Source organism: Bradyrhizobium sp. USDA 4461, from assembly GCF_054055655.1.
In genome coordinates this window covers 223,768-237,459 of sequence record NZ_JBSRXM010000001.1, presented here as the reverse complement: position 1 = coordinate 237,459, position 13,692 = coordinate 223,768, and the positions used below count along the sequence as shown (strand labels likewise).

Here is a 13,692-nt window from a genome sequence, read left to right as displayed (position 1 = left end):
GATATCCTTTACAGCGCGATGAGATGAAGTTGAATCGTCATCGCGCTTCGGCTCCTTGTTTGGGCATGATTTTTTCGGAGAACCGCTTCGCACTTTTCCGGATCATGCCTTAGCGCCGCGTGACCGGCACCAGGGTGGTCTGGCCGAACGGATCGATCTGCTGCTGCATGACCTGCCGAACCGGACGCGCGCGGACAATCCGCCGTCGCTCCTTGCGGTGTGCCGGCTTGCTCGCACTGCGCTCCTGCTTCTTCGTCCCGGCGGCCTTCGGCGCCGTCGGGGTTTCGATCACGACTTCAGGTCCGCCTAGTGTCGCGATCCTTGTTGCTGCCGCGATCGCTTCCGGTGACGGCGGCGGGGCGGGCTCCGCCGCGACCATTGCCGGTGCCGGTGCGGCAGGCGCGGGCTCGCGGGTCGTGGTGGGATCAGCGACGGCAACGACCTTGGGCTCGGTGGACGCTTGTGTCGCTTCGGCGGCAGCGGGCGTCGGCTCCGATGCCGGCGCGGGATCTGGGGTCGGGGTTTGCGCCGTCGTGTCGGCGGATTGAGTTGGCGCGGAGGTCTCCGCAGCTTGGGTTTGGGCCTGGGCCTCCGGCTTCGGCGGGGCGGATGGCACCGGATCGTCCGCCTTCACGGCGGCGACCTGCTCCGCTTGGGCTGGAGGCGCGGCCTCGGCGGGAGTTGCCGGCTCGGCCGCGGCGGGCTCGGGCGCGATCGAAGGTGCCGAAGTATTGGTCACCGCCTTATCCGCAGCGGGCGGATCGACCCGCACCATCGCGAGCACCGGCGGTGCCTCGGATGGCTGCGCGAATTGCGGCTCCGCCGGCGCGCGGCGGGCCGGAATGCTGGCGAATTCCTCATGCGCCGCGCGGAACAGCGCGGCCGCCCCGAGCCCAAACACCAGAAGCGAGATCGCCAGCACGGTCGCAGCGAACAGGAAACGAAGGCCGGGGAGCATGGGCGCGGGTTCCCCCTTCTACGGGAGGGTGCAGATATCAAGGGAACGCGGTGACCACACGAGAAAGCCGGCATCGCGAGCGCGAATCAGGCCGATTCGAGGATATCGCAACGCCCGGCGACTGTTTGTTACAAAATGCGGACGATTGATGACTTTGGCCACGTCGACAGCGTTTGCCGTGCCGTGAGACATCTTTGCAGCAGCGTTGGCCCACATCACAAATGCCCGAAATCGCCCGGGTTTCGCGGATTTGTCTTGAATGCGCCGCTATCTTCCTGCATTGGGCCGTTAACGGTCCGGTGTGGCTTGGGGACTATAACAGAGCAATGATGATCAACCGCATTCTGACGATTTGCGCTGCCGCGGCTCTCGGTGCGGCAGGAACCTCGCTCGCGCATGCGCAGCAGAGTTATCCGGCTCCCCAGGGACAGGTCTATTCGGCCGCGCCGCAGCCCTATCCGCAGGGCAGCATGCCGGATTTCGATGCGATCGACGATGACGACGCGCCGCGCAATTCCGCCGCGCTGCCGCCGCCCGGTCCGGTGATGTCGCCGGACGACCCGCGTTACGGCCGGCCGATGAATGCGCCGCCGGTCTACTCCGAACGTGCGCCGACCGGCCCGGTGATGTCGCCGGACGATCCGCGCTATGGCCGGCCGATGGGACCGCCGCCGGTGATCTATGGCGATCGCGCGCCGGGTGGTCCGCAGCAGGCCTATCGTGACAATGGCGTCCCCGCTGCCGGCGTGTCCTATGGCGACGACCGCGGCGGCATGCGTCCGCCGGAGGGCGTGACCGGAGCCGTGCCGCAGCAGCAGGCGCCGGTCGACGCCAATGGCAAGCCGGTGCAGATCGCAGCGCTGCCGCCGGACGAGCAGCCGGAAGATGGTCCGGCGCAGCTGGCGCCGAACCTGCGTCGCCAGGAAGTGGCATTCGCGACCAAGGAGCCGGCCGGTACCATCGTCGTCGATACGCCGAACACCTACCTCTATTACGTTCTCGGCAATGGCCGGGCGATCCGTTACGGCGTCCGCGTCGGCCGCGATGGCTTCACCTGGACCGGCGTGCAGAAGATCACCCGCAAGGCCGAGTGGCCGGATTGGCATCCGCCGACGGAAATGATCGAGCGCCAGCCCTATCTGCCGCGCTTCATGGCGGGCGGTCCCGGCAACCCGCTCGGTGCCCGCGCGATGTATCTCGGCTCGACCGTGTATCGCATCCACGGCACCAACCAGCCGTCGACCATCGGCAAGTTCGTCTCGTCCGGCTGCATCGGCATGCTGAACGAGGACGTCTCGGACCTGTTCGAACGCGCCAAGGTCGGCACCCGCGTGGTCGTGCTGCCGGGCGGCCCGCCGCCGGGAACGACGACCGCTTCCGCGGCGCCGCCGCCGAATCCGATGGCGCCGGCTCAGGCCGCGCCGCTGCCCGGCGCGCAGCCGACCTCGGTGCAGCCGCTGCCCGCGCCGGTCACGGTGCGCTAGGCCAACCGGCGACTCTTCGGAAAAGGCGCGCGAACAGCGCGCCTTTTTTGTTGCAACAAGCCGGTCTGTTTCGACGTTGCCGCCATGAGGCAATGCGATGCATGAATCCCGCCTGACCTATCCGCCGTTGAACACGCCGAAGCCGGTCGCTGACGACGTATGGATCGTCGACGGCCCGGTGATCCGGTTCGGTCCGCGCGGGCTCAGGATGCCGTTTCCGACGCGTGCAACAATCCTGCGGCTGCCAGGCGCACGGCTCTTCATTCACTCGCCGACCCCATTGGCGGACGAACTCAAGACCGAGATCGCGCGCCTCGGCGTGCCGAGCTGGATCATCGGGCCGAACCGCCTGCATTATTGGTGGATCCCGGACTGGCATGCGGCCTATCCCGACGCGCGCGTCTTCCTCGCGCCGGGAATTGCGCAGCAGGCCGGCGGCCGGCTTGCTTTTGATGGCGAGTCGCTCGAAGCACGGTCGGGATACCCGTGGGATGAATGGATCGCGACGCTTCCGGTGGCCGGGAGCTACATGACGGAAACCGTGTTCTTCCATCTGAAGTCACGGACATTGCTGCTAACCGATTTGATCGAGAATTTCGAGGCCGACCGCATTCGTTCGCCATTGATGCGGTTGCTGATCCGGATCGGCGGCGTGCGCGATCCGGACGGCAGCACGCCACGCGACATGCGGTTGACGTTTGCGCGCGACCGCGTCGCGCTGAAGGCCGCCGTCGCCTGCATGATCGAATGGAATCCGGAGCGGATCATCCTCGCCCACGGGCGCTGGTATGATCGGAACGCGCGCGCGGAGCTCGAACGCGCGTTCCGTTGGCTCGGCTAGAGCATGATCGGGAAAACTGTGAAGCGGTTTTCCGAAGCGATCATGCTCCACCAAAAATGCGTCAGACGAGCCGCCGCGGCGGCTCGCCGCCTTTGGTGAAGGCATCGATGCACGCGACCATCTGCTGATAGTGCGCTTGCAGGCTCTCGCGCGTCGCGTAGCCGAGATGCGGCGTGATCACGACATTGTCGAGCTTGCGCAGCGGATGATCCGACGGCAGCGGCTCGACCGCAAACACGTCGATGCCGGCGCCGGCGATCTTCTTCTCGCGCAGCGCCGTGAGCAGGGCGTCCTCGTCGACGATCGGCCCGCGCGCGGTGTTGACCAGATAGGCCGACGGCTTCATGCGGGCGAGATCGGCGGCGCCGACCAGTCCGCGCGAACGCGGGCTCAGCACGACATGGATGGTGATGATGTCCGATGTCGCGAACAGCTCATCCTTGCCGGCGCAGCCGACGCCGGCCTCCCTGCACTTTTCCGGTGTAAGGTTGGGGCTCCAGGCGATCACGTTCATGCCGAACACCTTGGCCATGCCGGCGACCTTGCTGCCGAGCTTGCCGAGGCCGACGATGCCGAGCGTCTTGCCCTCGATCTCGGTGCCGGCAAAGCTCTGCCAGGCTTCGCCGGCGTGCATGCGCGCATTCTCGCGGCCGATGCCGCGGGTCAATTCCAGGATCAGGCCCATGGTCAGCGGCGCGGTCGGATCGCGGCCATATTGGGTGCCGCACAGCACCACCTGGTTAGCCTTGGCGGCCTCCATGTCGATCGCGGCGTTGCGCATGCCCGAGGTGATCAGGAGCTTCAGCTGAGGCAGTGCATCGAACAGGCTCTTCGGGAACGCCGTACGCTCGCGCATCGCGCAGATGATCTCGAAATCCTTCAACTTCGCCGCCGCCTCAGCCTCGCTCGCGAACGGCTTGTCGAACACGGTCACCTCGACGCGGTCCTTGATCGCCGGCCAGTCGGCCAGCGAAAGCGCGATGTCGAAATAGTCGTCGAGGATTGCACAGCGGAGCCGCGTCATCGGAAAGGTCCATTCAGGGTGAGGGCGACGGCGGGAAATCGACCGTCGGGATACCCGTCATGGTCGCGCGCAATCGGCAGGCGCGCAAGCGGCCGCGCTTTCACATCGGGGCGATTGTCACGCCGGCCGGGACGGCTGCTGTGCCTTGGCGGTGCGGATATCGGCGAGCATCGACCGGACCGCCGGCGACAGCGCCATCTGCTTGGCGCGGCAGGCCGGACCCGGGCCGCGCATATAGTGCAGTTCCGGACGGTAGGGATTGAAAGCCTTGGCGACGAAGGCCCGCCAGAAGGTGCGGAATTCGGCGAACAGCGTCGCCTCGCCTTTGATCGCCGGACGCGAAAGGGGGGCTGAAATGATGGTAGCCATGGTGCGGCCTCAACTGTTTTGGTCGCGGTTCTGCCGCGAAAATCGCCGTTTTTCGGCGTTGAGAACGAGTTTTGGCCTGATTTATTAAAAGATGGTTTCAATTGTCGTGATTCGGCGCACACATCGCGGCGAACCCGTAGTCACCCGTGATGAATGGATCGAACGTGGTGAACGGATGGAAAACGCCCGCCCTGCGGTTGCGCTTTCAGGGGCCGGCCGTTACATCGGCGGCAGCAAAATTTCCTCCAATTCGGATCAATTCCAGGGACAGCGGATGGCTCGCCAGTTCATCTATTTCATGCAGGGTCTGACCAAGGCGTACCCGACCCGCAAGGTGCTCGATAACATCCATCTGAGCTTCTACCCGGACGCTAAGATCGGCGTGCTCGGCGTCAACGGCTCGGGCAAGTCGACCCTGCTCAAGATCATGGCGGGCCTCGACAAGGAGTATAGCGGCGAGGCCTGGGTCGCCGAGGGTGCCCGCGTCGGCTACCTCGAGCAGGAGCCGCAGCTCGATCCGAGCCTCTCGGTCCGCGAAAACGTCATGCAGGGCGTCGCCAAGCAGAAGGCGATCCTCGACCGCTACAACGAGCTCGCGGTCAACTATTCGGACGAGACGGCCGATGAGATGACCAAGTTGCAGGACGAGATCGAGGCGCAGGGCCTGTGGGATCTCGACAGCAAGGTCGACCAGGCGATGGACGCGCTGCGCTGCCCGCCGGACGATGCAGATGTCACCAAGCTGTCGGGCGGTGAGCGCCGCCGCGTCGCGCTGTGCCGCCTGCTTCTCGACCAGCCGGAATTGCTGCTGCTGGACGAACCGACCAACCATCTCGACGCCGAGTCGGTGTCGTGGCTGGAAGGCCATCTGCGCAACTATCCCGGCGCGATCCTGATCGTGACCCACGATCGCTACTTCCTCGACAACGTCACCGGCTGGATCCTCGAGCTCGATCGCGGCCGCGGCATTCCCTACGAGGGCAACTACTCGTCGTGGCTGGTGCAGAAGCAGAAGCGGCTCGAGCAGGAGGGCCGCGAGGAGGCCGCGCACCAGAAGACGCTGGCGCGTGAGCAGGAATGGGTGGCGTCCTCACCGAAGGCGCGCCAGGCCAAGTCGAAGGCGCGCTACCAGCGCTATGAGGAACTGCTCAAGCAGGCGAGCGAGAAGCAGACCCAGACCGCGCAGATCATCATCCCGGTCGCCGAGCGGCTCGGCGCCAACGTGGTCGACTTCGAGGGCCTCAGCAAGGGCTTTGGCGATCGGCTTTTGATCGACGACCTCAGCTTCAAGCTGCCGCCCGGCGGCATCGTCGGCGTGATCGGTGCCAACGGCGCCGGCAAGACCACGCTGTTCAAGATGATCACCAAGCAGGAGACGCCCGACAAGGGCACCATCACGGTCGGCGAGACCGTGCATCTCGGCTACGTCGACCAGTCGCGCGACGCGCTCGACGGCAAGAAGACGGTGTGGGAGGAGATATCCGGCGGCAACGAGTTGATCCTGCTCGGCAAGAAGGAAGTCAATTCGCGCGGCTATTGCTCGTCGTTCAACTTCAAGGGCGCCGACCAGCAGAAGAAGGTCGGTGCGTTGTCGGGCGGTGAGCGCAACCGCGTGCATCTCGCCAAGATGCTGAAGTCCGGCGCCAACGTGCTGCTGCTCGACGAACCGACCAACGACCTCGACGTCGACACGCTGCGCGCGCTGGAAGAGGCGCTGGAGGATTTCGCCGGCTGCGCCGTCATCATCAGCCACGATCGCTGGTTCCTCGACCGCATCGCGACCCACATCCTGGCCTTCGAAGGCGACAGCCATGTCGAATGGTTCGAGGGCAACTTCCAGGATTACGAAAAGGACAAGATGCGCCGGCTCGGCCAGGACAGCATCATCCCGCACCGCGTGAAGTACAAGAAGCTGACGCGGTGATTTGATTGCGCGCCCGGACGCGGCCCATCGCGCCGCGTTCGAACGCCGCTTCATTTGCAGGATCGTGACGGGATCGCGGCGCAATCTGCGGCCAGTTGTCGCTTTTCAAGCGCGTGGGAATGCGTAGATAGAGCGCTTCCGCAAATCGAATCCTGCGAGCACTCCAATATGTCCGCTATTTCCGAGGCGCGCGCCCCCGCGAAGGGCCGGTCGCTGCGTCCCGTTCCCATGCTGATCTTCGGATCGCGCTGGCTGCAATTGCCGCTCTATGTCGGCCTGATCATCGCCCAGGGCGTCTATGTCGTGCTGTTCCTGAAGGAGCTGTGGCACCTGTTCGCCCATGCCTTTGATTTCAGCGAGCAGCAGATCATGCTGGCGGTGCTCGGCCTGATCGACGTCGTGATGATCTCGAACCTGCTGGTGATGGTGATCGTCGGCGGCTACGAGACCTTCGTGTCGCGGCTCAATCTGCAGGGACATCCGGACGAGCCGGAATGGCTCAGCCACGTCAACGCCAGCGTGCTGAAGATCAAGCTGGCGATGGCGATCATCGGCATCTCCTCGATCCATCTGCTGCGCACCTTCATCGAGGCCGGCGCGCTGTCGTCCGGCAAGGGCAACTACACCGAGACCGGCGTGATGTGGCAGACCATCATCCACTGCGTCTTCATCCTGTCCGCCATCGGCATCGCCATCGTCGACAAGCTCTCGAACGATTCGATCGAGGGCGCCAAGCAGCAGGCCGGGCACTAGCGCGGGATGAGTTTTGACCGAATCGGCTCGGCGGTCTCGGTTCACCTCTCCCAGGGAAGAGGTGAACTTTCGATGCGGTTGCAGCTCAACCCGATTTCATCGCGCTCGAGGGATTGCTCGCGCTGCGTCACCGCGCAGTGCGTGTGCCGAGCGAAGCGGCCGCGGTGATCTTGCCGAGCCATTCCGGAATCTGCGCGGCGCCACGCGGGAATCCGCGTGCCATGGCAAGGACGAACACAGGTTGCCAGACGCCGAACAGCACCAGCCAGCCGAGCAAATCCGGAAGCTTGACGACCGTGCCGTAGACGATCCCTGCAGCGACGGCTGCGATCCAGGTCATGACAATACTGTTGAGCCGCCGGAAGCCGGGATTTGTCAGGATGATGCCAAGAATTGTGATCGCACCGCCAACCGCTCCGCCGACGCCACCGATGACGTAGCCCATGAAAGGATTATTGCTGAGCGTATCTCTGACCTCGGCGGCGGACGTGGTCGTTGTATTGCTGTCGGCAGCGGCGCTCGTGTCGGCAGCGGCAGTGGTGTCGGCAGCACCGGTGGTGTCGGCAGCGGCGGCGGTGGTGGTGGCAACTCTCGAATACTGGCCGAGTGTCTGAAGCGTGACACTGCTGGCATCGAAGGCCGAGATCCACGCCGCGGCGGTCATCGCAATCACGAGTGCCAGCTGGAACCGGTCCTTGATGCCGAAGATGAAATTGCAGGTCGCGACCACGACGCCGAATATGACGCCGGGCAGGATCGTTATTCCGCCGTAGGGCCCGGAATCGACGAACGAAAATCGCAGCAATCCGGTGGCATATTTCACGGCGAGGGTGCAGGCGATGGCGGAAGCCAGCGCCAATGCAATGAACGGCAGACTGGATCGGCCACGCGACAGCGCGCTTTCGGCTGCCAGCATCCGATCCACCGCGGCCCGCGTTTCGGCCGCCGCGCTGCCCTGCGGCTCGAGGATCGTGACCGCCTTGAGATAGGTCGGGACCTGGTCGAGCGGGGTCGGCGCCATCATCACCGGCAGCACGCGATTGCTCGGGTTCGGCCACTTGGTTTTGGCAAAGGCGAGCTCGCTCAAGGTGTAGCGTCCCCTGGTCACCGATGCCGGGCTGATCAGGAACACCATAAAATCGCTGCTTTCGATGGCTTTTTCGACGCGCGCATCGAAGCTGTCGCCCGGCGGAAGATCGTCGTGCGAAAAGAAAACGTCATGGTCGCAATTGCGCAGGGACTGGGCGATGCTGTCCGCCTGCGATTCCAATTCGGAGGGAAATGACAAAAATATGCGCATGGCAAAACTTACCACCCAGAATTGAATTCTGACATTGCTGATTCCACGTTGCAATGCCTGTTTCCGCAAGGTGACATCGATCATGAAATGGCCCGCCACCATTGTCGCATTGGCGCTGCTGTGTGCACCGCTGCAGCGGCCGGCCCACGCCGCCGACGCTGCGTTCACCCAGTTCATCGCCTCGCTGTGGCCGGAGGCCAAGGCGGCAGGCGTGTCGCGCGAGACGTTTGACCGCGAGACGAGCGGGCTTGAGCCCGACTACAAGCTGCCCGACCTGATCCTGCCCGGACGTCCCAAGACCGGCGCGCCGGCGCAGGCCGAGTTCGTGCAGGTGCCGGCCGATTACATCAAGGAAGCCTCGATCGCGCGGCTCGCCGCCGAGGGGCAGCGGCTGCTGCAGAAGTATCGTTCCTCGCTAGACGCGATCGAGAAGCGGTTCGGCGTTCCCCCCACCATCGTGCTGGCGATCTGGGGCCGCGAGACCGATTACGGCCGCTATTCGCTGCCCTACGACACGCTGCGCGTGGTGGCGACGCAGGCCTATGTCGGCCGCCGCAAGGATCAGTACCGCACCGAATTCATCCTCGCGCTGAAGATCCTCGGCGAGGGCGTGGTGACGCGCAAGGAGCTGCGTTCGTCCTGGGCGGGGGCGACCGGCTACACCCAGTTCCTGCCGTCGGAATATTACAAGCACGGCGTCGACCTCGACGGTGACGGCAAGGTCGACATCTGGCATTCGGTGCCGGACGCGCTTGCCTCGGCCGCGCAGCAGCTCGTCAACAAGGGCTGGCAGCCCGGCGTGCGCTGGGCCTACGAGGTCACGGCACCCGCCAATGCCGATTGCACGATCGGCGTGCCCGAAGTGACAAAACCGATCAGCCAGTGGCTGCGGGCGGGCTTCGTGCCGGTGCGCGGGCAAAAGCTCAATGCGACCGAGCAAGCGCAATCGGCCTCGCTGCTGCAGCCGGAGGGCATTTACGGTCCGGCCTTCCTGACCACGCCGAACTACTTCGTGATCAAGGAATACAATTTCTCCGATCTCTACGTGCTGTTCGTCGGCCATCTCGCCGACCGCATGACGAGCCCGCAGCCGTTCGCGACGCCATGGGCGGCGTCGAAGCAGCTGCGCTCCGCCGATGTCGAGGCGATGCAGCAGCAGCTGACGAAGATCGGGCTCTACAAGGACAAGCTCGACGGCAAGGCCGGGATGCAGACCCGCGCGGCGCTCGGCGCCTATCAGAAGCAGGCCGGGCTGAAGGTCGATTGCTGGCCGAGCGAGGCGGTGCTGCGTGCGATGCACGGGCAGCGCTAACCCCGAGGCCTGCACAGTGACGCAAACAAAAACCCGGCCGCAAGGCCGGGTTTTCGAGTGTGATGCTGAAACCGTGTCGGTCGATTAGTCGCAAACCTGGATGCGACGGAAGCGCCAGCCGTAGCCGTCCCAGAAGCGCTCACGCACCCAGCGGCACGGAGCTTCTTCGACGTAGGTCGGGGCCGGTGCAACATAGACCGGAGCCGGGCGAGCGCCGGCGATCGCGCCGCCGAGCAGGGCGCCGCCGATCAGGCCGCCGGCAACGCCGGCCGCGACGGCGCCGCCGTCACCAGCCTTGGCAGCCGGAGCAACCGCCAGCGAACCGGCAATCGTGGTAACGGCGACAAGGGCAGCTAAAGTCTTCTTCATGTCTTTGGCTCTCCTGGAAGGTGGTGGCGTCGTGGTTCGACGCCGGGTTTAGGTGACTCGCACGCTGATCTCGAACTGCTGTCTTGCTAAACAGCGCAGAACAGTCAACCGAAAGTAAACGTCCGCAGGCTCATCGCGCAGAAAAGCGGTTTTTTCTGGCCATCTACAGCCGACGTCCCGGAGAACAGTCGGTTTTCCGGGACGTTTGGTTCGATTTAATCGAGATGAACGCCGATCAATCGCAGACGCGGACGCGGCGCACGCGCCAGGTGTAGCCGTCCCAGAAGCGCTGGCGCTGCCAGAAACAGTCGGGACCATAACCGGGCTCGGCGACATAGGCCGGACCGGGCGCGTAGTAGCCATATCCCGGACCGTAATATCCATTCTGCGAAGCGATTGCGCCACCGACGAGGGCGCCACCGATCAATCCCGCAGCGACGCCAGCGGCGACACCGCGTTGTGCCTGGGCGGGGGCGGGCACCGCCACAGCGGAAACCGCCAGCGTGGCGGCGGCGCAAAGCGCCAGCAATGTCTTCTTCATGACCTCACCTTTCTCACGGGAGCAGGGACAGCGTGCGTTGGCGATCTGTCTCGCCTGAAGGGTTCCATATTCCGCTTGAATGATCAATGAACGACGCTGCCGTATTCGCGTCCAAATGCTTGCAGCTTTTGCAGTATCTTGCAACGCACAGCTGCTTGTGGCGGTCGGGCTGGGGATCGGCCCGGCAGGACCCGCCTGGCGGGTCCGATACTCCCGGAAGTCCGGCCGGTCGATTTAGATTCATTCCAATATGAATCCCGCATCAGTTTGGAATTGCTACAAGAACCGCTTTTTCCTTTTGCATCCCGCGGGGGCCGACAATATCCATATTGGCGAGCATCACCCGTTGGACCCGCCTCCTCTGATGATTGTCTGTTCCTGTAACGTCCTCAGCGACCAAGATGTCCGCAATGCCGTCAATGGCGGCGGGGCCGTGACCCGAAATGCCAAGCAGGTGTATGGCTGCCTCGGCTGCAGTGCCGAATGCGGCCGTTGCGCACGCACCATCAAGGCGATCATCGACGAGGCGCTCGGTCCCTGCGCCAAGGCCTGCTGCTCCGGCTGCCCCCACAGCGGCCATCCGCACGCCGCCAACGAAGACGCCGAGCCCGCCACCGAGTTCGCGCTCGCGGCCTGCTGACGACGCCAAATCCCCCGAATCCGGTTATCCACGCGCTGCTTCCGCGAAGGGTTGCCCTTGCCGGTAATCTGATTTAGAAGCGTTCTAAATTCGGACCGGCCAACGGTGGCCGCGACAGGTGGAGTGGATCATGCAAGGCGACCCGAAGGTCATCGATTATCTGAACAAGGGGCTGCGCAGCGAACTGACCGCCATCAATCAGTACTGGCTGCATTACCGGATGCTCAACAATTGGGGCCTCCTGGAGATGGCCAAGGTCTGGCGCAAGGAATCCATCGAGGAGATGGAGCACGCCGACAAATTCGTCGATCGCATCCTGTTCCTCGACGGCTTCCCGAACCTGCAGGTGCTCGATCCCCTCAAGATCGGCCAGGACGTCAAGGAGATCATTGAGGCTGACCTCGCCGCTGAGATCGGCGCCCGCACGCTCTACCAGGAGGCGGCAACCTACTGCCACGGCGTCAAGGACTATGTCAGCCGCGACCTGTTCGAAGAGCTGATGAAGGACGAGGAACACCACATCGACTTCCTCGAGACCCAGCTCGACCTGATCAAGCGCATCGGTCTCGAACTCTACACCCAGAAGCACGTCGGACATCTGCAAGGCGAGGACCACTGAGCGGCTTGACGCTCGGAGCGTGCCGCTAAAATACAAGGGGCCGTCCTTGCGGGCGGCCTCTTTTGTTTTTCCTGATCCGATGGCGTGGGCGGTCAGTAGCACCGCGTGATGTTGATGGTGCGGTCGCCGCCGCGTCCGGGCACCGTGACGCTCTCGGTGGGACAGCTCGACACATACGGGCGATCCGACGGCACCACGGCGGGCGGATAGCGATGCGCCCAGTCCCAGGGCACGTCCTGGGTGTAGGTGTAACGGACGTCGTTCGAGGCCGGCGCCGGTACCTCGGAGGCGAGGGGGGCGGCGGCCAACGCATCATCGTAATATCCGCCCGTTCCCGGCAACACGATGCCGGGCACCCGCAGATGATGACGAAAGGCGGGATGATGCGCGGAGAATGTGCCGCGCGGCGCCGTGCCGGATCTCGCATAGGTCTCGGTGGAGCAAGCAAGCAGCAGCGCTGCAACGCCGAGGGACGCCGTCAGCGCCCCATATGTTCGATAGGCCATTGTTGGAAGGGGCATGGCACGCACCAACTCGCGGTTACGGAGCATTGTGCGGACGCTAGGCCGGGCCGCGTTGCGCCCGCAAACTCATCCTTAATTATTGGTTAAGAAGTAAGGTTAACAGAGAGTAATTGTCTCAAATTGGCGCGATCACGGCGTGCGGCTTCGCGCGGGCGACGCGCGCCGTTCAGACGGCGTCGGCGGGGACGAAGCAGCTGATGATGACGTTGCCGCGATGGTGCACGTACCACACCACGGCCTCGCCGACCGGATTGCCGCGATCGCGGATGATCGCGCGTTCCGGCACCATCATCCATTCGCCTTCGATCGGCACCCAATAGGCGCCACCCCGTACATCGTAGCTGGTGCGATGGCCGTCGGAAATGTCGCAGCACGGCACGCCGTTCGGCGCCATCACGCTCTTGAACCAGGCGCGGATCTCGGGCGGCACGTTGTCGTATTGGCCGTTGTCGAACGCCAGGGCCGCGCCCGCCAACATGACGAGCGACGCAAGCCCTGCGACATGCGCGAGCCTTCGCATTGCCTTCCTCCGGCGAAAACTTATGCGTGATCCGCGCAACCTGCCGCGCGCGAATCCGATGTTTGCGCGATTAGGCACGAACCGCGCGCGGGATGCATGCTCAAAGAATCGGCGGAACGGCGTTGTGCGTCGTGATGCAGTGCGGGATCGCGGCGATCAGGATGGTTTCTTCGCGCGGATCTTCTTCGCAGGCTTCGCCGCGATATTGTCCCACGCCATTGTGAGCGCGCTGCGCAGCGTGACCTGATCGGCTTTGGCGAGACGGACATTGGTGCTGCCGCTCTTGCCCCACCCGCCCGGCACCGGCCGGAAGATCTCCGGCTCGGCCTCGACCACGACAGCCTGCTGCTCCGGCGTCAGCTTGACCATGCCCCAATCCTTGTCGGGGTAGCCGAGCGTCGCGAAGATACGCTTGCCGACGCGGAAGTCGGCGGTGCCGTGATGCGCGCCTTCGACGACCTCGGGCAGGCTTAGCGCGACCTTGCGAAAGCGAGTTGCGGACATCCCCTGATCC

Annotated in this window: 16 protein-coding genes; 7 read left to right on the top strand and 9 right to left on the bottom strand. The window is 64.4% G+C overall.

Annotation, left to right across the window (positions count from 1 at the left end):
• Positions 1–109: 109 nt before the first annotated feature.
• Positions 110–958, bottom strand: a complete 849-nt coding sequence (locus ACVINW_RS01200) for a hypothetical protein (RefSeq protein ID WP_456749611.1) — start codon at positions 956–958, stop codon at positions 110–112.
• Positions 959–1,287: 329 nt separating this feature from the next.
• On the opposite strand from ACVINW_RS01200, the gene ACVINW_RS01195 reads away from it, so the two are divergent.
• A complete protein-coding gene (locus tag ACVINW_RS01195; RefSeq protein WP_456749610.1) occupies positions 1,288–2,442 on the top strand; it encodes a L,D-transpeptidase family protein in 1,155 nt (384 codons plus the stop codon).
• Between the two features lie 97 nt (positions 2,443–2,539).
• Complete coding sequence (locus ACVINW_RS01190) at positions 2,540–3,283, top strand: DUF4336 domain-containing protein (protein WP_456749609.1); 744 nt, start codon at positions 2,540–2,542, stop codon at positions 3,281–3,283.
• 61 nt (positions 3,284–3,344) lie between these two features.
• On the opposite strand, the gene ACVINW_RS01185 is transcribed toward ACVINW_RS01190, so the two are convergent.
• Entirely contained in the window at positions 3,345–4,307 is a 963-nt protein-coding gene (locus ACVINW_RS01185; protein ID WP_456749608.1) for a D-2-hydroxyacid dehydrogenase family protein, read from the bottom strand.
• Between the two features lie 117 nt (positions 4,308–4,424).
• A complete protein-coding gene (locus tag ACVINW_RS01180) occupies positions 4,425–4,676 on the bottom strand; it encodes a hypothetical protein (RefSeq protein ID WP_456749607.1) in 252 nt (83 codons plus the stop codon).
• A gap of 274 nt (positions 4,677–4,950) precedes the next feature.
• Between ACVINW_RS01180 and ettA the strand changes: the two genes are divergently transcribed.
• Together ettA and ACVINW_RS01170 are read left to right on the top strand one after the other, a co-directional pair.
• The gene (gene ettA / locus ACVINW_RS01175; RefSeq protein WP_456749606.1) at positions 4,951–6,600 is read left to right on the top strand and encodes an energy-dependent translational throttle protein EttA; all 1,650 of its coding nucleotides are present in this window, start codon (positions 4,951–4,953) and stop codon (positions 6,598–6,600) included.
• 168 nt (positions 6,601–6,768) lie between these two features.
• Positions 6,769–7,353, top strand: a complete 585-nt coding sequence (locus ACVINW_RS01170) for a TIGR00645 family protein (RefSeq protein WP_456749605.1) — start codon at positions 6,769–6,771, stop codon at positions 7,351–7,353.
• Positions 7,354–7,480: 127 nt separating this feature from the next.
• Here the strand turns inward: ACVINW_RS01170 and ACVINW_RS01165 are convergent, their stop codons facing one another.
• Entirely contained in the window at positions 7,481–8,653 is a 1,173-nt protein-coding gene (locus ACVINW_RS01165; RefSeq protein WP_456749604.1) for a toll/interleukin-1 receptor domain-containing protein, read from the bottom strand.
• 82 nt (positions 8,654–8,735) lie between these two features.
• Between ACVINW_RS01165 and ACVINW_RS01160 the strand changes: the two genes are divergently transcribed.
• The gene (locus ACVINW_RS01160; RefSeq protein WP_456749603.1) at positions 8,736–9,965 is read left to right on the top strand and encodes a lytic murein transglycosylase; all 1,230 of its coding nucleotides are present in this window, start codon (positions 8,736–8,738) and stop codon (positions 9,963–9,965) included.
• An 84-nt stretch (positions 9,966–10,049) separates the two neighbouring features.
• Here the strand turns inward: ACVINW_RS01160 and ACVINW_RS01155 are convergent, their stop codons facing one another.
• Positions 10,050–10,334 carry a hypothetical protein gene (locus ACVINW_RS01155; RefSeq protein ID WP_029084043.1) on the bottom strand — a complete coding sequence of 95 codons (285 nt, stop codon included), beginning with the start codon at positions 10,332–10,334 and terminating at the stop codon, positions 10,050–10,052.
• 235 nt (positions 10,335–10,569) lie between these two features.
• The gene (locus tag ACVINW_RS01150; protein ID WP_456749602.1) at positions 10,570–10,875 is read right to left on the bottom strand and encodes a hypothetical protein; all 306 of its coding nucleotides are present in this window, start codon (positions 10,873–10,875) and stop codon (positions 10,570–10,572) included.
• Between the two features lie 364 nt (positions 10,876–11,239).
• On the opposite strand from ACVINW_RS01150, the gene ACVINW_RS01145 reads away from it, so the two are divergent.
• Complete coding sequence (locus tag ACVINW_RS01145; RefSeq protein ID WP_456756265.1) at positions 11,240–11,515, top strand: (2Fe-2S)-binding protein; 276 nt, start codon at positions 11,240–11,242, stop codon at positions 11,513–11,515.
• A 130-nt stretch (positions 11,516–11,645) separates the two neighbouring features.
• Positions 11,646–12,134: a bacterioferritin gene (gene bfr, locus ACVINW_RS01140; RefSeq protein WP_456749601.1), complete on the top strand. Its 489-nt coding sequence runs from the start codon at positions 11,646–11,648 to the stop codon at positions 12,132–12,134.
• Positions 12,135–12,226: 92 nt separating this feature from the next.
• Here bfr and ACVINW_RS01135 read toward each other — a convergent pair whose 3' ends face one another.
• The 3 genes from ACVINW_RS01135 to ACVINW_RS01125 form a co-directional block, all read right to left on the bottom strand.
• Positions 12,227–12,640, bottom strand: coding sequence for a hypothetical protein (locus ACVINW_RS01135; RefSeq protein ID WP_456756264.1), 414 nt, complete (start codon positions 12,638–12,640; stop codon positions 12,227–12,229).
• Positions 12,641–12,824: 184 nt separating this feature from the next.
• Entirely contained in the window at positions 12,825–13,178 is a 354-nt protein-coding gene (locus tag ACVINW_RS01130; RefSeq protein WP_456749600.1) for a hypothetical protein, read from the bottom strand.
• A 156-nt stretch (positions 13,179–13,334) separates the two neighbouring features.
• Positions 13,335–13,682: an MmcQ/YjbR family DNA-binding protein gene (locus tag ACVINW_RS01125; RefSeq protein WP_456749599.1), complete on the bottom strand. Its 348-nt coding sequence runs from the start codon at positions 13,680–13,682 to the stop codon at positions 13,335–13,337.
• Positions 13,683–13,692: the final 10 nt, after the last annotated feature.